This window comes from Sorangium sp. So ce281 (assembly GCF_051527395.1).
Taxonomy (GTDB): Bacteria; Myxococcota_A; Polyangia; order Polyangiales; family Polyangiaceae; genus Sorangium; species Sorangium cellulosum_B.
This window is the reverse complement of record NZ_CP150322.1, coordinates 549,905-569,459: the sequence shown is the minus strand read 5'-3', so window position 1 is coordinate 569,459 and position 19,555 is coordinate 549,905. Positions and strand designations below refer to the sequence as shown.

At 72.6% G+C, this 19,555-nt stretch carries 16 protein-coding genes; 11 read left to right on the top strand and 5 right to left on the bottom strand.

All coding sequences use genetic code 11. The annotated features are described in order from the left end of the window. Window positions 1–53 precede the first annotated feature (53 nt). The 3 genes from WMF27_RS02050 to WMF27_RS02040 all read left to right on the top strand — a co-directional run bounded on the left by WMF27_RS02050 (window position 54) and on the right by WMF27_RS02040 (window position 4,120). Window positions 54–1,745, top strand: a complete 1,692-nt coding sequence (locus WMF27_RS02050; RefSeq protein WP_437761936.1) for a ribonuclease J — start codon at window positions 54–56, stop codon at window positions 1,743–1,745. Next, entirely contained in the window at window positions 1,742–2,824 is a 1,083-nt protein-coding gene (locus tag WMF27_RS02045) for a CHAD domain-containing protein (protein WP_437761937.1), read from the top strand. The genes WMF27_RS02050 and WMF27_RS02045 overlap by 4 nt, the downstream gene beginning before the upstream one ends. Window positions 2,825–2,998: 174 nt before the next feature. Beyond that, window positions 2,999–4,120 (top strand): hypothetical protein, encoded by a 1,122-nt coding sequence (locus WMF27_RS02040; RefSeq protein WP_437761938.1) that lies wholly within the window; start codon window positions 2,999–3,001, stop codon window positions 4,118–4,120. Between the two features lie 61 nt (window positions 4,121–4,181). Here WMF27_RS02040 and WMF27_RS02035 read toward each other — a convergent pair whose 3' ends face one another. From WMF27_RS02035 to WMF27_RS02020, 4 genes are all read right to left on the bottom strand, one after another. Continuing rightward, complete coding sequence (locus tag WMF27_RS02035) at window positions 4,182–4,751, bottom strand: peptidylprolyl isomerase (protein WP_437761939.1); 570 nt, start codon at window positions 4,749–4,751, stop codon at window positions 4,182–4,184. Window positions 4,752–4,911: 160 nt separating this feature from the next. After that, the gene (locus WMF27_RS02030; RefSeq protein ID WP_437761940.1) at window positions 4,912–6,123 is read right to left on the bottom strand and encodes a thiolase family protein; all 1,212 of its coding nucleotides are present in this window, start codon (window positions 6,121–6,123) and stop codon (window positions 4,912–4,914) included. Between the two features lie 218 nt (window positions 6,124–6,341). Beyond that, window positions 6,342–7,148, bottom strand: a complete 807-nt coding sequence (locus tag WMF27_RS02025) for a TPM domain-containing protein (protein WP_437761941.1) — start codon at window positions 7,146–7,148, stop codon at window positions 6,342–6,344. Then, window positions 7,148–7,774, bottom strand: coding sequence for a LemA family protein (locus tag WMF27_RS02020; RefSeq protein ID WP_437761942.1), 627 nt, complete (start codon window positions 7,772–7,774; stop codon window positions 7,148–7,150). Before WMF27_RS02020 ends, WMF27_RS02025 begins: the two co-directional genes overlap by 1 nt. 220 nt (window positions 7,775–7,994) lie before the next feature. On the opposite strand from WMF27_RS02020, the gene WMF27_RS02015 reads away from it, so the two are divergent. From WMF27_RS02015 to WMF27_RS01995, 5 genes are all read left to right on the top strand, one after another. Further along, complete coding sequence (locus WMF27_RS02015) at window positions 7,995–8,525, top strand: ureidoglycolate lyase (protein ID WP_437761943.1); 531 nt, start codon at window positions 7,995–7,997, stop codon at window positions 8,523–8,525. Between the two features lie 14 nt (window positions 8,526–8,539). Beyond that, window positions 8,540–9,376: a TrmH family RNA methyltransferase gene (locus WMF27_RS02010; protein ID WP_437761944.1), complete on the top strand. Its 837-nt coding sequence runs from the start codon at window positions 8,540–8,542 to the stop codon at window positions 9,374–9,376. A 13-nt stretch (window positions 9,377–9,389) separates the two neighbouring features. Next, on the top strand, window positions 9,390–10,067 hold the full coding sequence (locus WMF27_RS02005) for a hypothetical protein (protein WP_437761945.1): 678 nt from the start codon (window positions 9,390–9,392) through the stop codon (window positions 10,065–10,067). A gap of 206 nt (window positions 10,068–10,273) precedes the next feature. After that, window positions 10,274–12,643 carry a (Fe-S)-binding protein gene (locus WMF27_RS02000; protein ID WP_437761946.1) on the top strand — a complete coding sequence of 790 codons (2,370 nt, stop codon included), beginning with the start codon at window positions 10,274–10,276 and terminating at the stop codon, window positions 12,641–12,643. Between the two features lie 369 nt (window positions 12,644–13,012). Continuing rightward, window positions 13,013–13,177, top strand: coding sequence for a hypothetical protein (locus WMF27_RS01995; RefSeq protein ID WP_157906386.1), 165 nt, complete (start codon window positions 13,013–13,015; stop codon window positions 13,175–13,177). A 60-nt stretch (window positions 13,178–13,237) separates the two neighbouring features. Here the strand turns inward: WMF27_RS01995 and WMF27_RS01990 are convergent, their stop codons facing one another. Continuing rightward, the gene (locus tag WMF27_RS01990; protein ID WP_437761947.1) at window positions 13,238–15,604 is read right to left on the bottom strand and encodes an autotransporter assembly complex protein TamA; all 2,367 of its coding nucleotides are present in this window, start codon (window positions 15,602–15,604) and stop codon (window positions 13,238–13,240) included. 272 nt (window positions 15,605–15,876) lie between these two features. Between WMF27_RS01990 and WMF27_RS01985 the strand changes: the two genes are divergently transcribed. From WMF27_RS01985 to gspC, 3 genes are all read left to right on the top strand, one after another. Continuing rightward, complete coding sequence (locus tag WMF27_RS01985) at window positions 15,877–16,437, top strand: ubiquinol-cytochrome c reductase iron-sulfur subunit (protein ID WP_437761948.1); 561 nt, start codon at window positions 15,877–15,879, stop codon at window positions 16,435–16,437. Then, on the top strand, window positions 16,434–18,227 hold the full coding sequence (locus tag WMF27_RS01980) for a cytochrome b N-terminal domain-containing protein (protein WP_437761949.1): 1,794 nt from the start codon (window positions 16,434–16,436) through the stop codon (window positions 18,225–18,227). The genes WMF27_RS01985 and WMF27_RS01980 overlap by 4 nt, the downstream gene beginning before the upstream one ends. A gap of 351 nt (window positions 18,228–18,578) precedes the next feature. Then, on the top strand, window positions 18,579–19,538 hold the full coding sequence (gene gspC / locus WMF27_RS01975; protein WP_437761950.1) for a type II secretion system protein GspC: 960 nt from the start codon (window positions 18,579–18,581) through the stop codon (window positions 19,536–19,538). The last annotated feature ends 17 nt before the right edge of the window (window positions 19,539–19,555 follow it).

Below are 19,555 nucleotides of genomic sequence, written 5' to 3'. Positions count from 1 at the left end.
GCCGCGGGCCGTAGGCCCCCGGCGCCCTGGGTGGCAGACCCCCTCCACCGAACGTGCATCCCGAGCAGAGCGCCCCCGCCCCGAGCCAGCTCCCCCTGCCACCGCCGTCCACCCTGCGGCTCGTGCCCCTCGGAGGGCTCGGCGAGGTGGGGATGAACTGCCTCGCGCTCCAGCAGGCGGATGGGCTGCTGCTCATCGACTGCGGGGTGACGTTCCCGAGCACGGACCTCGGCGTCGACGTGTACCACCCGCGCTTCGATCACGTGCTCGCGCTCCGCGATCAGGTGCGCGGCATCGTGCTGACGCACGGCCACGAGGACCACATCGGCGGGCTGCCGTTCCTCCTGCGTCACCTCGACGTCCCGGTCTGGGGCCCGCCGCACGCGCTGGAGCTGGTGCGCTACCGGCTCGCGGAGCACGCGCTCGAGGACAAGGTGCGCCTGCTGCCCACGCAGGTCGGGCGCGAGGTCGCGATCGGCGGCTTCGTCGTGGAGCCGCTCCGGGTGACGCACTCGATCGTCGACGCGACGGCGCTCGCGATCCACACGGCCGCGGGGCTCGTCGTCCATACCGGGGACTTCAAGCTGGACCCGACGCCGCTCGACGGCGAGCCGACCGACGAGGCCCGCTTCCGCGCGCTCGGCGACGCCGGCGTCCGGCTGCTCCTGTCCGACAGCACCAACGTGGACTCGCCCGGCGAGGCGGGGAGCGAGCGCGCCGTCGCCCACGCGCTGGCGGAGCTCGTCGAGACCGCGCCGGCGCGCGTCGTGGTCGGCGTCTTCGCCTCGAACATCCAGCGCCTCCTCGCCCTCGGTCAGGCCGCGATCCGCGCGCGCCGCAAGATCTGCCTGCTCGGCCGCAGCGTGCAGACGCACGTGCGGGCCGCGCAGACCGTGGGGAGGCTCCCGTGGCCGAGCGACCTGCTCGTCCCGCCCGAGGTCGCCTCCTCGATGCCGCGCGAGCGGCTCCTCGTCATCGCGAGCGGCACGCAGGCCGAGCGGGCCTCCACGCTGACGCGGTTCGCCTCGGGGACGCACCCGCACCTGCGCCTCGAAGAGGGGGATCGGGTGGTGCTCTCGAGCCGCGTCATCCCGGGCAACGACCGCCCGGTCGTCGACATGATGGCCGGGCTGCTCCGCCTCGGCGTCGAGCTCGTGACGTGGTCGACGGATCGGCGCGTCCACGCGAGCGGGCACGCGCACCGGACGGAGCAGGCGCGCATGATCGACCTCACCCAGCCGCGCGGCTTCCTCCCCGTGCACGGCGCGCTGCACCACCTGACGCGGCACGCGGAGCTCGCGCGGGAGCGCGGCGTGTCCGAGGTGCTCGTCGCCGAGAACGGCCACGTCGTCGAGATCGGCAAGACGCAGCCGCTCGGCCGGAGCGGCCGGGCCGTCGCCGGCCGGGTGGCGACGGCGGGCGGCGAGGAGCTCGGGGAGGAGGTCCTCCGGGAGCGAGCGAACCTCGGTCGCTCCGGGGTGGCCTTCGTGTCGCTGGTCGTCGATGTGCACGGCGCCCTCGCGGCGCCGCCGCAGGTCCTCGCCCGCGGGGTCACCGGGGAGCTCGAGGGCGGCGCGCTGAGGGCCGCGGCGCGCGCGGTCGCGCAGGCGGTGAACGACTGCGAGCCGCGCGCGCGGCGACGTGACAACGACATCATCGAGATCGCCCGGCTCGCGGCGCGCCGGACGCTCGAGGCGAAGCTCGGGAGGCGCCCGCTGGTGACGGTGGCGCTCACGCGCCTGTGACGCCGCTCGAGGGGAGCCCCCCGCCCTCGGGCGGCGGTGGCGCCGGAGCCGGCGGCGGCGGCGGCGGCGAGAGGCTCTCCGCGCGAGATTTCCTGGGTCCAGTGCTGCTCTCCCACATCGAGCGCGTCCGCGCCGATGCGCGGCGCGTCGTCGCCGCGAGCGAGCAGGGCGAGAGCGCGGAGCCGGACGCGGAGGCGGTGCACGACTTCCGGGTCTCGCTTCGCCGGCTCCGGACGCTGCTCAAGCCGGCGCGACGCATCTACGGCAGGAGGCGGCTCCGCCCCGTGGCCGAAGGGCTCCGTGAGTTCGCGCGGGCGACCGGCGCGCTGCGCGACGAGGAGGTGCTGCGCGAGACGCTCACCGCGCTCGATCTGGACGAGGCGGCCCGGGCGGCCGTCGCAGGATGGGTCGCGCAGCGCGCGGGCCGCGAGCGCGAGGCGAGGACCCACGTCGTCGAGCTGCTCCGGCAGGATCGCCCGGACGACGCGGGCGCGACCCAGGCCGATCCGCCAGCGGGCGACGCGGGCGCGACGCAGGCCGATCCGCCAGCGGGCGACGCGGGCGCGACGCAGGCCGACGCGCCGGCCGCGGGCGAGCGGCCCCGGCTGGAGCATCACCTCGCGCGCCTCGAGCGGCTCATCTCGCGCCGGAAAGCGAGGAAGCGCGGCGCCGAGGCGCTCGCGAGGCGAGCGATCGGTGATGCCCTGGACGACGTGCGCGCGCTCGCCGCGAGCGACCCGGGCGACGGCGCGGCCATGCACGCGCTCCGGATCCGCTTCAAGCGGCTGCGCTACTCCGCGGAGACGTTCTCGCCGCTCTTCGGAGAGCGCGCCGAGCGCACCGCGAAATCCGCGTCACGGATGCAGCGCCGCCTCGGCCAGCTGCACGACGCCGACGAGGCGCTCGCGCAGATGAGGAGAGCGGAGGAGCTGGCGCCCGACGCGCGCGCGCCCGTCATCGAGGCGCTCGTCGCAGAGCGGGCGCGGCTCGCTCACAAGGCGACGGAGGAGCTCGCGCGGGAGATCGAGACGCTCGCATCGCTCTGGTCGGGCGATCCCCGCGCGCTCCCGCGCGGATGACGCAGCGCACGGGGCGCGGCGCAGCAAGGAGCGTCGCGGCAGGCGCGCTTCGGACGGGGCGAAGGGGCACCGGGATTGCCGGCTGCGGAGCTCGCCGTGCGGGCGGGCGCTTCGTGGTACCGTCGGTCGGGCTCCTTCGAACCGAGGCGAAGCCCGCCGATCCCGGAGGTCGTGTTGCGCCGCTCTGCCTTCCAAAGCGTCACCGCGCTCGTCGCTCTCCTCGCGGCGAGCGCCTGCACCCAGGACTTCGACCAGTTCGAGCCCGAGCTCTTCCCGGGACCGTCCGGGAGCGGCTCCGGCGGGGCCAGCAGCTCGGGCGGAGCTGCCAGCAGCTCGGGCGGAGCTGGAGGAGGCCAGACGTCGGCTGGGAGCACCACGACCAGCAGCAGCGGCGCCGGCGGCGGCGAGCGGTGCACCAACGGCGAGGATGACGACGGCGACGGCGCCGTCGACTGCGCCGACGACGACTGCGGCGGGTTCGCCTGCGTCGCCGTGCCCGAGGGCTGGCAAGGGCCCGGCCTCCTGTACCAGGGCCCCGAGGCCGCGGACGTCGCCTGCCCCGAGGGCTTCCCCGAGCGGGTGGACGTGGGCGGCCGCGATCCCGTCGACACACCCGCGACCTGCAGCCCGTGCGCGTGCGGGGCGCCGACCGTGGCGTGCGAGACGCCCGCGGTCACGGTGTACACGCGTGGCGCGTGTGGCGGGGCGGACGTGACGCTGCCGGTGCAGACGGAGGACTGCATCAACATCGGCGGTGACTTCCAGGCCGGCAGCTACAGCGGCGAGGCGCCCGGCGTGGATTCGGCGACGTGCGCTCCGGCGGGCGGCGAGGCGACGTTGCCGCCGCCGCGCTTCGGGATCGAGGGGCTCGTGTGCGCCGCCGCGTCGGACGCCGGCGGATGTGAGGCCGACGAGGCCTGCGCCCCGCGAGAGATCGATGCGCCGTTCGAGCAGGGCGCCTGCGTCTGGCGCGACGGCGAGCGGAGCTGCCCCGAGGGGTTCGGCGAACGACACGTGTTCGCGAGCTCGATGGTCGACGACCGCGGCTGCACGCGATGCACGTGCGACACGGGCGGCGTGCGCTGCGCGGCGACGCTGACGCTCTTCGAGCAGAGCCGCTGCCGGGGGCCCGGTGAGACCGTGCCGTTCAACGGGGCCTGCGTCGACGACCCGCCCCCCGCCGCCTCGGTGTCGATCGAGGTGACCGGAAGCGGCAGCTGCCAGCCGCGCGGCGGCGCCCCCAGCGGCGAGGTCGAGGAAGGCGACGACAGGATCACCGTCTGCTGCGCCCGCTGAACGAGCGAAGCACCGCGCTGGCCGCGCGGCGCTGAACGGCGCCGCGCGGCGCGCAGCGCGCCTACTGCCGGAAGATCTCGACGCGCTCGAGGACGACGTCCTGGTTGGGCCGATCGCGCGTGGTCGCCACGTTGGCGATGCGGTTGACGATGTCCTGCCCGCCCACGACCTTGCCGAACACCGTGTGGCGGTTGTCGAGGTGCGGCGTCGGCCCGTCGGTGATGAACCACTGCGCGCCGTTCGTGTTCTTGCCGGCGTTGGCCATGGAGAGCACGCCGGCGCCCTCGTGCCGTAGCGAGGGGTTGAACTCGTCGGCGAACTTGTACCCGGGGCCGCCCGTGCCCCAGAGCTGCGCCTTGTCCGGGTAGCGCGAGAGCGGGTCGCCGCACTGGATCATGAACCCCGAGATCACCCGGTGAAAGCGGACGCCGTCGTAGCAGGGAGTCCCCTGCATCCCCTGGCCGGTCTTCGGATCGGTCCAGTTGATGGTGCCCGTGGCGAGGCCGACGAAGTTCTTGACCGTGTTGGGGGCGCCCTCCTCCTCGAGCCGGACCGTGATGTCACCGAGCGAGGTCTTGAGCCGAGCGTGGAGCTTGCCGGTGCCGGGCACGTTGATCGGGGGGAATTCCATCAGGCCTTCTCCTTTTTTTGGCCGCCGAGGCGGCGCCGTCAGTTCTTGGCCGCCGAGGCGGCGCCGTCAGCCGAGGGAGGTGAGCCGCGGGCCCCCCTTCCTGCGTTCTGCTGCGGCGGTCTTATCTCATCTGGCGCCGCGAACGAGCGGCGAAATGACCTCACGCGCGCTCGAAGAGCGTCGCGATGCCCTGGCCGACGCCGATGCACAGCGAGGCGACCCCGACCTTGGCGCCGCGCGCGCGCATCGCATGCACGAGGGTGCAGGCGATGCGCGCGCCCGAGCAGCCGATCGGGTGCCCGAGCGCGATCGCTCCGCCGCGGACGTTGACGCGCGCCGGGTCGAGCTCGAGCGCGCGCGAGCACGCGAGCGCCTGCGCCGCGAACGCCTCGTTGAGCTCGAAGAGGTCCACGTTGGGGACGCGCAGCCCGGTCCGCTGGAGGAGCTTCTTCACGGCCGGGATCGGCCCCTCCCCCATGAGGTTGGGATCCACCCCGGCGGTCGCCGTCGCGATCACCCGCGCGCGCGGCGTCGCGCCGGCGGCCTGCACGGCGTCGCCCGAGGCGAGCAGGAGGGCCGCGGCGCCGTCGTTGAGGGGCGACGAGTTGCCCGCCGTGACGGTCCCGCCCTCGCGGAAGGCCGGCTTGAGCTTCGACAGCGCCTCGAGCGAGGCGTCGGCGCGCACGCCCTCGTCGCGCTCGAACAGGACGGGATCGCCCTTCTTCTGGGGGACGAGCACGGGGACCACCTCGGCGGCGAAGCCCCCCGACTCCCAGGCGAGCGTGGCGCGCTCGTGCGAGAGGAGCGCGAACCGATCCTGCTCGTCGCGGCTGATGCCGTGCTTCTTGGCCACGTTCTCGGCCGTCTCCCCCATCGACTGGAGCTCGAACCGCGCGGCCATCCGCGCGTTCGGATAGCGCCAGCCGAGGGTCGTATCGTAGACGGTCGGCGCGCTCCGCTCGAAGCGCTCGGCCTGCTTGGGCATCGTGAACGGCGCGCGCGTCATGCTCTCGACGCCCCCCGCGATCGCGCAGTCGGTCTCGCCGGTGGCGATCATCCGCGCGGCGTCGGCCACCGCCTCGAGCCCCGAGCCGCAGAGGCGATTCACCGTGACGCCCGGGACTTCGTAAGGGAGACCGGCGAGCAGCGCGGCCATGCGCGCGACATTGCGGTTGTCCTCTCCGGCCTGGTTCGTCGCGCCGAAGACGACGTGATCGAGGCGCGGCGCGAGCGAAGGGTTGCGCCGCACGAGCGCGTCGAGGACGTGCGCCGCGAGATCGTCGGGGCGGACCGTCGCCAGGGCGCCGGCGTAACGGCCGATAGGGGTCCGGACAGCATCGACGACAAAGACAGGGCGCAGGGCAGCAGCCATGACGAGAGCGTAGCGTCGCCTGGTCAGCGCGCAGCGGGAGATCGCGCGCGCCCTGGAATCTCCGCTCGGCTCGACGCGCGCCGCGCCGGCGTCGATGTCGCGTGTGCCCGCCCGGTCACGCCAGGGGTGAGCACAGCGACGGATCGAAAGGCCGGCGCGGACGCCGACCGATCGGCCCGATCCGTCCTGCACAGGGTGAAGGGGCGGCGCGCAGCGGCTCAGTAGCTATCGCTGGATCCGCCCCCGCCGGAGCGACCGCCGCCGCCGCCGCCGAACCCGGATCCGCCGCCGCCGCTGCGGCCGCCACCGCCGCCTCGGAAGAGGATCGCCTGGAGGACGAGCCACAGGAACCAGCGGAAGGAGGGCGAAACCAGCGCGAGCACGAGCGCCGCCACGATGGCGACGACCGTCACGCCGACCTGGATCGGCGAGACCGGGGCGGGCGCCGGCCGGGCGCCGGGCGCCGGCCGCCGTTCCGCCTCGGGTGTCCCGGCGACGAGCGTCCTGGCGATCTCTGCCGTTCCCTGGTCGATGGCGTCGCGGAATCGATCCTGCCTGAGCAGCGGGTTGATGGTCTGCCGGATGATGTCGTTCGACTGGAGATCCGTGAGCGCACCTCCCACGCCCTTGCCCGTCTCGATCCGGACGCGCCGCTCGTTCGGGGCGATCACGAGGAGAACGCCGTTGTCGGCCCCGCGCTGGCCGAGCTGCCAGGTGTTGAAGGCCTCGTAGGCGACGTCCTCGATCGTCTCGCCTTCGAGGGAGCCGGCCACGAAGGCGACGATCTCGAACCCTGTCTCGCGGCGGATGCGATCGAGCTTCGCGTCGAGGGCGCGGATGTCGGACGGATCGAGCCGCCCGGCGGTGTCGACGACGTGCCCCGTGAGCGCCGGCGGCGTGAAGTCGGCCAGGGCCGGCCGCGCGACGAGCGCGCAGACCAGCGCGAGCGCGGCCGCGACGGCTCTGGCCACGGCGCGCAGCCGCGCCCCGCTCGTGCCGATCCGGCGCATCGCCGCGCCCCTCATCAGAACGAGACCTTCGGCGCCGACTGGACCTCGGGAGAGGCGGTGAAATAGACGCGCGGCTTGAACGGCTGGCCCGTCGCCTTGTTCACCACCTGGCCCCGGATCTTCAGGAGCTCCGCGTTGTACTCGCGCGCCGCCTGGTTGTACTCCTGGCGCGCTCGGAGGATCCGGTTCTCGATCCCCTCCAGCTGGACCTGGAGGCCGTGGAAGCCCTGGTTCGCCTTGAGATCAGGGTATTGCTCCTGCACCATGAGGAGCCGCGAGAGCGAGCCGCTGAGCTGCTCCTGCGCCTTCTGGAAGGCCTGCACCTTCTCCGGATCCGTCAGATCGTCGGCCTTGAGCTGGACGCTGGTCGCGCGGGCGCGCGCCTCGGCGACGCTCGCCAGCGTCTGCTCCTCGTGCTTGGCCGACCCCTTCACGACCGCCACCAGGTTCGGGACCAGGTCGTAGCGCCGCTGGAGATCTGCCTCGAGATCGGACCATTTCTGGGCCGCGATCTGATCTTTCTCGACCAGCACGTCGTAGCGCTGGCAGCCGACGACGGACGTCATGACGGCGAGCACCGCCAGGAACAGGGAGGCCACCGCGAGGCGCTTCCGAAATGTCGATTTGTGAACAATCCGCATGACTGGCTCCAGGGTCGCTTGCATTACCCGCCGGGGTTGCGTCGCGAGGCGCCTTGCAAAACCCGGCCCCATGGCGCTCGCGGCGGGCTGGCGCGCTGCGGCGGGCCCGCGACGTGATACCCTTTCCCTGTCGTGCCCTCGGCCGGCGCGCTCCACGCACCGCGCAGGAGGGCCTCAGGGAAGCCACACGCGTGGCGCGCCGCCACAGTCGCCCATGACGATGAGCCACCGCCCGCGCATCGCAGCCCATTCGCTCAGCCCCGCAGCGTATGCGCCGTACGGCGACATCCTCATGGCCTCGCCGCACGGCGAGCCCGGCAGGCCTGCCAACCAGGGGACGGCGCGGCGCTTCGATCACCTCGCCGCGATCGAGAACCTCCGCCCCGGGCAGGCCTCGCTGAACGTCTCGGTGTTCCGCTGCGCCCCGCGCTCGAGCTTCCCGCTCCCGATCGCCCTGCTCGAGAAGCACCCCGGCACGACCCAGGCGTTCGTGCCGATGAGCGCGCGGCGCTACCTCGTCGTCGTGGCCCTCGGCGGCGACCGGCCCGAGCTCACGACGCTCGGCGCCTTCATCGCCCACGGCGCCCAGGGCATCACCTATCGCCCCGGCGTGTGGCACCACCCCATGATCGCGCTCGACGCCGAGGCCGACTTCGTCTGCCTGGCCTGGGAGGACGGCTCTCCCGGCGACTGCGCCGTGGTCGAGTACGCAGAGAGCGAGCGGATCGCGGTCGCGATCGACCTGCTATAGAGGCGCCCCCCGCCATGCGCCGCTCGACCCCCAATTGCTCGTTCGTCGCGCAGGAGCAGCGAAGGCTGCTCGCCGCGCTCGACTCCCTCGACGTCGCGGGCGTCGCCCGCATCCTCGAGGAGTTCGTCACGAACGAGCGCAGGGCCCGGCTGCGCGGCGTCATCGCGGCGCGGCTCGACGCCGTCACCGTGGCCATGGATGCGCCGCACGATCCGCACAACGGGGCCGCCGTGCTCCGCTCCTGCGACGCGTTCGGCCTGCAGCGGCTGCACATCATCGAGCGGGCCGAGCAGTTCCTGGTCTCGAACACGGTCTCGCGCGGCTCCGAGCGCTGGGTCGACGTGCGCACGCACGCGACCACCGAGGCCGCGATCGCCGCGCTCCGCGCCTCGGGGCACGAGCTCGTGGCGACCCACCCGGAAGGCGAGCTCACCCCGCGCGACCTCTCGAGCATCCCCCGCCTCGCGCTGGTGCTCGGCAACGAGCGCGACGGCATCCGCCCCGACCTGGCCGCCGCCTGCGCCCGCGCCGTGCGCGTCCCGATGCGCGGCTTCGCGGAGAGCCTCAACGTGAGCGTCACCGCGGCGATCCTGCTCGAGCACGCGACGAACGGCCGTCCCGGCGACCTGCCGGAGCCCTACCAGATCACGCTCTACGCGCGCGCGCTGGTGCTCACCGTCCCCCACGCGGCGGAGATCCTGGCCGCGCGGGGCATGCCCCTGCCCCTGCCCCTCGGAGGAACGCCGCCCCCTCCCCCGAAGCCGCGCGGCCCCAGGCCGCGGAAGCCGCCCGCGCCGCCCGCGCTCGAGACGCGCAGCGCCGGCGCCCCGCGGGAGCCCGAAGGCGGATAACATGCAGCCCCCCATGCGAAGCCCCGGTCCCCCGCGGCGCGCGCCGCGCGCCCGTCGCGCCGCGCCGCGCCTGCCGGCGTCTCGCGGCCTCCGCGCGCGCCTCGCCAGCGCGGCGCGCGGCGCCGCCGCCCTCGCCCTGCTCCTCGCCGGCTGCATCGAGGTGCCGCCGCCCCCGCCCAGGCCGCCCCTCCAGCCGAAGGACATCCAGGTCCCCGAGGGCGTCGGGCTCGAGATCGCCTGCACACCGACGGGCGTCGAGCTCTGCTTCGACGCCCGCGACAACAACTGCAACGGCGTGATCGACGAGGGCTGCGGGCTCCACACCGGGATCCTCCAGTTCACGATCGCCTGGGAGGAGCCCGAGGCCGACGTCGATCTCAACGTCTATGACCCGGCGGGAGAGCTCGCGCGCGTCGGGGAGCCGACGGCGAGCGGCCTCATGAAGGACCGTGACTGCCCGCGCGTGAGCGGCGAATGCCAGGAGCAGAACGTGGAGAACGTCTTCCTCACCGAGGGCGAGCCGGCGCGTGGCCGCTACCGCGTCGTCGTGCGGCTCGACAAGCTGAACGACGCGACGGCCCCCATCCGCGTCCGCCTGAGCGCGCGGGTCGGCCAGCGGTCGTACAGCATGGCGCTCGATCTGTCTCCCTCCGCCGCGACCGAAGAGAAGAGCGTCGAGTTCACGCTCTGAGCCGTTCGCGCGGCGCGCCGCCCGCGCCCCCGCCGCGCGAGGCGCCCCAGCGCGCACCGACGTATCCGCCCTTGCAAGAACAGAAATCCGGCGAAGGAGCCCCGCGCGTTCCTGCGCCGCCGCGCGGTTGACGTCCGGCAGCCGCCCACCTTAAAAGATGTGGCCATTTTACACCTGGAGACGCCCCGCGAATGAATCCCACGTGGATGCTCACATTGCTCGTCGGCCTCTTCGCCGCCTTTGCGTGGAGCGCCAACCGGCGTTGGCAGCTCCTCAAGGTCGGGCGCGGGGAAGACCGGCTCGACCGGATCGCCGAGCGCCTCAAAGGCACCTGGGAGTACGCCTTCCGGCAACGGAAGATGGGTTACTACCCGCTCGCCGGGCTGGCGCATAAGCTCATCTTCTTCGGATTCCTGGTTCTCCTGCTCCGGACGCTGATCCTGTGGGGGCGCGGCTTCGACCCGTCGTTCGATCTGTGGATCCTGGGGCACGAGCCGGTGCGGCTTCCGGGCATCGGCGCGGTGCCGCTCGGCGGAATCTACGAGTTCGTGAAGGACGTCATGGCCACGCTGGTCGTGCTCGGCGCGCTCGTGTTCATCTACTACCGGGCGATCAAGCGCGAGCGGCGCATGACCCTGTCCGGCGAGGGGCTCCTCATCCTCGGCATCATCGTCACGATGATGGTGAGCGACATGCTCTATGACGGCGCCTCGCTGGTGCTCCACCACCGCTGGTCCACGGCGGCGTGCGGCCCCGCGGACGCGGCGCTCTGCGAGCGCGTCGCCACCGTGACGGCCCCGTTCGCGGGCGTCCCCGCGGACCCGGCGGCGCTCCGCTGGCACCTGTTCCCGGCCCCGGCGGGCTCGCTGTTCGCCGTCCTCCTGAGCGGCGCCGGCCCGGGGGCGCTCGTCGTGCTCGCGCACATCGGGTTCTGGACGCACGTCACGCTGGTGCTCGTGTTCCTGAACCTGCTCCCGCACTCGAAGCACTTCCACATCATCACGTCGATCCCGAACGTCTTCACGCGCGACATCGGGGCGCGCGGCCGGCTGCCGCTCGTCGCGGGCACCGCCGAGGCGATCGGCGAGATGGTCATGAAGGCGGCCGAGGAGCCCGAGAAGGCGGCCCCGGTCGGCGTCTCGCGAATCGAGGATTTCACCTGGAAGGCGATCCTCGACTTCTACACGTGCACCGAGTGCGGCCGCTGCAGCGACAACTGCCCGGCCCACAAGACGGGCAAGATCCTGAGCCCCAAGCAGCTCACCCTGGACCTGCGCGATCACCTGTACGGCCGAGAGGGGGAGTTCATCAGCAGGCCGGGCGGCCCGCGAGGCGAGCAGCGCGCCGCCGGCGACGGCCACGCGGCGCAGGCGAACGGGACCGACGGGGCGGCGGCGCAGGACGGGCAGGCGGCGGAGACGCAGGAGCACGCGGAGCAGGCGGCGCCGGAGAACCCGGTCCCGATCCCCGAGGTCGCGTACAAGCCGGTCGACCTCGTGGCGGACGTCGTCCATCCGGACGTGCTCTGGGCGTGCACGACGTGCCGGGCCTGCGAGGAGCAGTGCCCGGTGATGATCAGCTACGTCGACAAGATCGTCTCCATGCGCCGCCACCTGGTCCTCGTGAAGGGCGAGTTCCCGGCGGAGCTCGGGAATCCGTTCAACGCGATGGAGGTCAACGGCAACCCCTGGAACCTCGCGCGCATCGACCGCGGCAACTGGGCCGAGGGGCTCGAGATCCCGACCATGGCCGAGAAGCCGCAGGCCCCCGTGCTCTACTGGGTCGGCTGCGCGGCGAGCTACGACGACCGCGCGAAGAAGATCGCCCGCGCGACCGCCAGGCTCCTGAAGGCCGCCGGCGTCGACTTCGCCATCCTCGGCCAGGAGGAGACCTGCACCGGCGATCCGGCGCGCCGCGCGGGCAACGAGTACCTCTTCGCGATGCTCGCCGAGCAGAACGCCGCGACCCTGAACGGCTACAAGGAGCAGGGCGGCATCCGGAAGATCGTCACGACCTGCCCCCACTGCTTCAACACGCTCGCGAACGAGTACCCCGACTTCGGCGCGAAGTTCGAGGTCGTGCACCACACCGACTTCCTGCTCGGCCTGGTCGCCGAGAAGAAGCTCGTCCCCAGCAAGCCGGTCGAGGGGAAGGTGGTCTTCCACGACTCCTGCTACCTCGGCCGCTACAACGACGTGTACGAGCAGCCGCGCGACATCCTGAAGCGCATCCCCGGGTTGCAGCTCGTCGAGGCCGAGGGGTGGAACCGGCAGAAGGGGCTCTGCTGCGGCGCCGGCGGCGCGCAGATGTGGATGGAGGAGCAGAACAAGGACCGCATGAACGTCAAGCGGACACTGCAGCTGCTCCAGACGGAGGCGAAGACCATCGCGACCGCCTGCCCGTTCTGCCAGACGATGATCACCGACGGCCTCAAGGATCAGTCCAAGGAGGAGTCGATCCGCCAGCTCGACGTGGTCGAGCTGCTCGAAGAGAGCTGCGCTCTCGACCGCTCGGCCGGCAGCCGCCCGGCCACCGCCCAGGACGCCGCCGAGACGGCCGCGTCCGCCAGCGCCTGATCCGCCAAATTCCGCTGTCATTGCACACAAGAACGACGCGTCATGCAGGTTATGACGCGTCGTTCCAACGCGTTCGCCTACATCTGCGCCCTGGACCAAGCCTGATGGTGTTCAGGCGCAGCCTTCTCGTGCGTCCCGTCTCGGCCTGAGCTAGATTCGGCCCTGCCGCCGGAGGTGGATGTGATTGAAGGCGCTCTGAAGGGGACCGCGAACCTGGATCCCTGCCCTACGCCGGAGGGGACCGCAAGTGCGGATTACCGGCTCACGGGGACACTGGCCCATCCGATTTGCGTCTCGGTCGACGCGATCGCCGACAACGCGCTGCGTGCGCGCCAAGCAGCCTCAGGCGCAACCGAGCACCGCTGCGACGTGTGCGACAGGGCCATCGCGGGAGAACCGCACGGGCGCGGCCTCTACGTGTGGTCGCGCGGCGACGAGCTCCGGTTCGAGGAGCCCGCCCTGTGCTGCCTCTGCTCGGTCGCCATCGGGATGACCGCGCTGTCCGCCTGGAACGTCGAAGAAGAAGAGGGCTGATCGCCCGCGGCCTGCCTGAAGGCGCGGGCCTCCGTCGCCCGCCGGACGGATCACCGCACGTCAGAACGCCTCGCCGATCGCCAGGTTCACGGCGATGGGCAACACATCGAACAGCTTGCCCGGGGGCCGCTCGTCCTCGGGCCAGCCTGCTGCCTCTGTCTCGTTGCAGACGCCGAGCACCTGCAAGCAGGGGATGCGGTAGCCGACGTCGAAGCGCAGCGGTCCGACCGGCGTGACGTAGCGCAGCCCGAAGCCCGCCGAGAGGTGCAGGCGCTGCGCTCCCGAGCGGAACAGCCGGTGCTCCCGGGTGACGTCGCCGGCGTCGGCGAAGATCACCGTACCGAAGCTCTCGCCGAGCGGTATCCGCAGCTCCAGGCTCGTCTCCCACAGCAGACGGCCTCCGATGGGGACCAGCGGGGCGTCCTCCTCGTCGGCGCTGCCGCCGGCCCTCAGGCTCGGCACGCGGGCGTGCGGGCCGACCTCGTTGTACCCGTATCCGCGGTTGCTGGTCGCGCCGCCGCTGAAGAACCCGCGGAACTGCATCAGCTGAAGGTCGGCCCCCACGTCTCTCCGGCAACGGTCCCTGTCCACGCCCGCGAGGGCGTCGCACCGGGCAGGATCCACGGAGGCGTCGCCGTAGTCGCCCGTGAACAGCCAGCCGGTCATCAAGCGGAAACCCAGCGTCCATCTCCTCGAAACAGGGAGGTAGGCGCGAAACTCGGGCTGAAGGCGGATGTCGCGCGCGGAGTGAAACCGCCTGTCCCGCTCGTCCTGCGCCTTCTCGCCGACCAGGGCCTCCGCGATCGCGGTGTCGAACGCCAGATGGCCGGCCAGCTGCGTGTCCAGCGCGATGTAATAGCCGTGATGGGGGGTGACCCTATCGGGCTTCCCCGCCTCGTTCAGCCGGCGGTCATAGGACACCAGCGCCTGGAGGTAAGGGATGAAGAGGGTCCCGAACCCGGAGGGCAGCCGCGCCGAATTGTAGGTGAACGGGCTGTTCAGCTGGACGTTGTAGAGGAGGGCCGCGTTCAGGTCCGATTTCAGGAAGGGCCGCTCGACGCCGATGGAGCCGACGTACTCGCGGTAGCCGACGATCGCGTGCTCCGGAGCCTCCTGGGCAGCCCCTGGTGCAGCGCCTGCCCCCCCCTCGCCGGCGCCGCCCTGCCTGTCCGGCTTGGTGCAGAACTCACCTGTCTGGGGGCAGTAGAGCTTGAACGAGCCGCGCAGCACCGCGGCCGTGCGCCGCTCGATCGCCCCGGGCTGGCGGAGCTCGGTCCGGAGCTGGATCTCCGGCAAGAGGCGGAACGTGTCCCCGAGCTCCTTGCCGAGCAGGTTCGAGAACTCCACCGGGTAGAAGACGAGCCCCGGCCGGGCCTCGACGCTGAAGCGGCGCAGCCCCCCGAGGAAGTTGCGATCTTCCCACCCGGCGACGAGGTGCGCCTCGACGCGCGAGCCGACCTCGGCGCCTCCGCCGAGCTTCACGGCGCGCAGCGCGGCCGGCTGCACGGAGAAGGTCACGGGGACGACCGGGTTTTGGGGCTGTCCGGGCGGCGCGAGCTCGGGCTTCACGGCGACGGCGCCGAACACGCCGAAGTCGGCGAGCGCCTGCTCTGCGTCCGCCAGATCCGCGGTCGAGAAGCGCTCGCCCTCCTCGACGCCGATCGCCGTCCTGACGGGCCCCTCGGGCAGCTCGCCGAGCCCCTCGAGCTTGACCTTGCCGAACCTGCACTCGGGGCCGAGCTCGATCGTGTAGCGGATCCGCGCCTCGTTCTTCACGAGGTCGACGTCGACGTGCCCCTCCACGTTCGCGTAGGCGAAGCCGCGATCCGTGAGGACCCGGAGCAGGTCCTTCTTGAGCTCCTCGTACCGCGCCTCGTCCAGGCGCTCGCCGACCTTGAGCTCGTCCTTCGCCTCGGTCACCGGCCGGCCGATGTCCCTGCCCTTCTCCAGGGTCCAGTCCCGCCACGCGAGATCCACCGACGCGATCTTCACCGGCGCGCCCTCGGAGACGACGATGCGCACCCGCACGCGCCCCTGCTTGCCGGGGCCGCCGAACCGCTGCACCCGCGCCGCCCGCACCCGCGCCCCGTAGAACCCGCGCGCGCGGTAGTACCGCTCGATGCGGGCCAGGTCCCGCTCGAGGACGAACCGGTCGAAGCGCTCGTACTCGACCGTGAGCGCGTCCCAGACGCTCAGGATCGGCACGGGCTCGAGCGCGCCGCCGAGGAGGCGCGAGCTCTCGGCCGTCGCGATCCGCGCGGCGAGCTCGTCGCCGCTGATCACGTCGACGCCCTCGAACGAGACGTCCTCGATGGCGCACCCGCTGAGGTCGGGACGCGTACACGCCGGCGGTTGACGCGAAGCGGCACAGGCGGAGGCCCCCAGCACGGCGAACATCACGAGCGCTGCGGCGGCGGGACGAGGCATCGGGACCCGGACAACGGAGAGAGAACTTTCGGCTGTGCCGGCCGAAGCGCAATCGCCCCGAGGTGCGCGATGGCGAGGATTCAACGTTACGCCTGTGTTTTCGATATGCTGCGTCCGCTTCGGCCGCCGGGGACCTCGCTCCAGTCTGGGCGGCCTTCGGAGAGCGGCGCGAGCGAGGGAGAGCCTACGAGATGGCAGAGCCGACGCAAAAGGAACCTGGTGCCGGTGGGTACCTCGGACATGGATTGCCGCACGAACCTGGGCCTCACGGGGTGCCCACGAGCGCCGGCGCGCCGTCTGCAGGCCCGGCCCCCGAGGAGCGGCGTGGCGCCCTGAAGGTGCTCGTGGCGATCGGCGGTCTGGCCTGCGCCGGCGCGATCGCCGTGCCGGCGGCGAGCTTCATCGCGGCTCCCGCCGCAGGCAGCGCCGGCGCCGCGGGCGGGCGCGAGCGCTGGGTCCGGGTCGGGCGCCTCGCGGACCTCCCGCCGGGCGAGCCGCGGCGGCTCAAGGTGATCGGCGAGGAGCGCGACGCCTTCACGGTCGCGAAGGACCAGATGCTCGGCGCGATCTGGGTCATCCGGGAGGGCGAGAAGATCCGCGCGATGAGCGCCACGTGCCCCCACCTCGGCTGCGGGATCGAGCTCAACGACGACAAGAAGAGCTTCAACTGTCCGTGCCACGCGTCGCGCTTCGGCCTGTCGGGTGCGCCTCAGACGGGGCCGTCCCCGCGCCCCATGGATCCGCTCGCGACGCGGGTCGTCGACGGCTGGCTCGAGGTGGACTTCCGGCGCTACCGTGACGGGGTCGCCGAGCTCCAGGAGATCGCAGGATGAGCCTCGGTGACTGGCTGAACGAGCGCATAGGGCACCGCGAGCCGCTGCGCCGGTTCCTCGACGCGCCCATCCCCGGCGGCGCGCGCATCGGTTACGTGTGGGGAGGCGCCCTCGCGCTGCTGCTGCTCGTCGAGGTCGTCACGGGCGCGCTGCTCATGTCGGCGTACGCCCCGAGCGCGACCACGGCGTGGGCGAGCGTCGCGCACATCAACTTCACCCTGCGCGCCGGGTGGCTCATCCGAGGCCTCCACTACTTCGGAGCGCAGGCGCTCGTCATCTTGATCGCGATCCACGTGGCGCGGATCGCGCTCCACGGGGCGTACCGCGCGCCGCGCGAGATCGGCTGGTTTTTGACCCTCGGCCTGCTCGGCGTGATCCTCGGCTTCACCTTCACGGGCAACCCGCTCCCGTGGGACCAGGACGGCTACTGGGGCGCGCGCGTCGAGACGGGCATCATGGGCTCGGTCCCGGTGGTCGGGCCGTTCACGCAGCAGCTCGTCATCGGCGGGAGCTCGCTCGGCCACCTGACGCTGACGCGGCTCTACGGCCTGCACGTCTTCGTGCTGCCGGCGGTCATGGCCTTGCTGCTCGCCGCGAGCTTCGCGCAGTTCCGCAGGCACGGCTTCGGCACGCCGCACGGCGCCGACCTCGGCAAGGCGGATCGGTTCTACCCGAAGCAGCTCGGCCTGATCCTGCTGGCCGTGGCGCTCGTGCTGGTCGTCGTGTTCGATCTCGCGGCCATGGAGCACGGCGCCCCGCTCGAGGCGCCCGCGGATCCCGTCAGCGACTACAACGCCCGCCCCGCCTGGTACTTCCGCCCGCTCTTCGAGCTGCGCAAGTACTTCCCTGGCTCGCTGGAGCTCATCGCGACCGTCGGCCTGCCGGGGGTGGTCGGGCTGTACCTTGCCCTGCTGCCGTTCATCGACAGGAAGCCCGGCCCGCTCCGCGCGCGGCTGCCGGCGCTCGCGCCGCTGTTCTTGATCGGCCTCGGGGCCGTCGGCCTGCTGGGGAAGTCGTTCGTGAAGGACGCGAAGGACGAGGGCTTCCAGCGCTCGGAGGCGCAGAGCGCCGCGCGGACCGCGCGCGCGGTGGCGCTGTTCAAGCAAGGCGTCCCGCCCGAGGGAGCGCTCGCGATGCTCCGGAACGACCCGGAGACGCGCGGCGAGGACCTCTACAAGAAGGAGTGCGCGAGCTGCCACCGGCTCAACGATCTCGGCCCGCCCAAGGACAAGCAGACGGCGCCGGACCTCACCGGGTTCGGGACGAAGGCCTGGGCGCTCGAGGTGCTGAGGGATCCCGACGCCGACCACCTCTTCGGCAAGACGGCGTTCAAGGAGATGATGCCGTCGGCGGTGAAGCCGCCCGCGGATCCCGAGGCGGCGAAGGTGTTCACGCCGATGAGCGCGGCCGACCAGGAGACGATCGCCGCGTTCCTCGAGGGGCAGGCGCGCGGGGAGCCCGGCGCCGGGACGCCCGGCGAGAAGATGGTCCGGCAGCGGTGCACGAGCTGCCACCGGCTCGACGGCAAGACCGACGACGAGGAGTCGGCCGCCCCCGAGCTCCGCGGCTGGGCCTCGGTCGCGTGGATCGAGGCGCAGATCACGAACCCCGGCAGCGGCAAGGCCTACCCGCCGGCCGCCATGGCGAAGGACCTGGAAGGCCACATGCCGGCGTTCGAGGAGAAGCTCTCCGCGAGCGACCGGAAGGTCCTCGCCGCCTGGGTGTACCGCCGCGGCCGCGGTGAGCCCGGGACGACGGTCGCCGCCAAGGCGCCCGACACGAAGCCCTGAGCGAGCCGCCCGCCGGCGCTCGCTGCCCCACCCTTTCCTCCTCTCGATCTTCTCCCTCTCGATGAGCGCCGCCGCGGCGCGCGCGGCTCGTGGACGCTCGCGCGGCTCGTGGACGCGCGCCGATCCGTTCGGGTCAAGGCGCGCGCTGACAGGCGCTCGCGCGGGCGCTCCGGCGCGACGGGCCGGCACGCGCGGTGCTGCGCGTCCCGAGAGGGAGGGTCGGTGGCGACATTGTGCACGGTCGCCTCCACGCCGGCGTGCGCGCGGCGCTCGCCCCGCGCGCACGCTGGCGTGCGCGCGGCGCTCGCCCCGCGCGCGGGCGGCGATCGAGCCCCAGAAAGAGCAGGACCCGTGGACCTGGATGCGGCTGTGAAGCACCACTTCCTGTGGATCGCGGGCACGATGATCGCGTCCGCCGCCTACTTTCAGGCGTCGGGGGTGTCTCACTTGATCGGGAGGACGATCATCCCGGACAGAGCCGCAAGGCTCGCTTCCACGCCCCCTGCGTCCCGCCCCGCGCTGCGCGACGGCCTCCACGCGACGAGCGCTGAAGTGATCCTCCAGCGCAACCCGTTCGACTCGGCGACGGGGCCGCTCCTCCCGCCCCCGGGCGGCGCTCCCGAGGAGCGCGCGCCCGCGGCGCACGGCGATCCGTGGAGCGATCCGACCTGCGACGCCGGACGCGTGGTGCTCATCGCGGCGTCGCAGGACGCGGCGTGGTCGTTCGCGGCCATCGAGGGCCCCGACGGGCAGACGCAGCTCCGCCGGCTCGGCGGCGACGCGGCGGGAGGCACGCTCACGCGCATCGCGTGGGACCGCGTCTGGATCACCGCGGGCGGCGCCCGCTGCCAGATGCAGCTCGGGAAGCTCGGGAAGAGCGCGCGCGAGGAGGCGCCCGCGCCGCAGCCTCGGCCTCAGGCGAGGCCGGTCGGGAGCGACAACAACCTGAACGCGATCCCGCCGGAGATCGCCGCCCGCATCCGGCGGGTGAGCGCCACGGAGTTCAACGTCGACCGCGCGGCGGTCGATCAGATCCTCGAGCAGCAGGCGCTGCTCATGCGCTCCGCCCGGGTGACCCCGGAGCGACGAGGCGACCAGGTCGTCGGGCTGAAGCTCAGGATCAGGCGAGGCTCGCTGCTGGAGACGCTCGGGCTGGAGAGCGGAGACACCCTGAGGTCGATCAACGGCTTCGACGTCACCGATCCCCAGAAGGCGCTGGAGGCCTACGCGCGGCTCCGGACCGCGAACCGCCTGTCCGTCGCGATCGAGCGCGGCGGGCAGCTGATGACGGTCGACTTCAACATCCGCTGAGGACCCGGGCCGGGCGC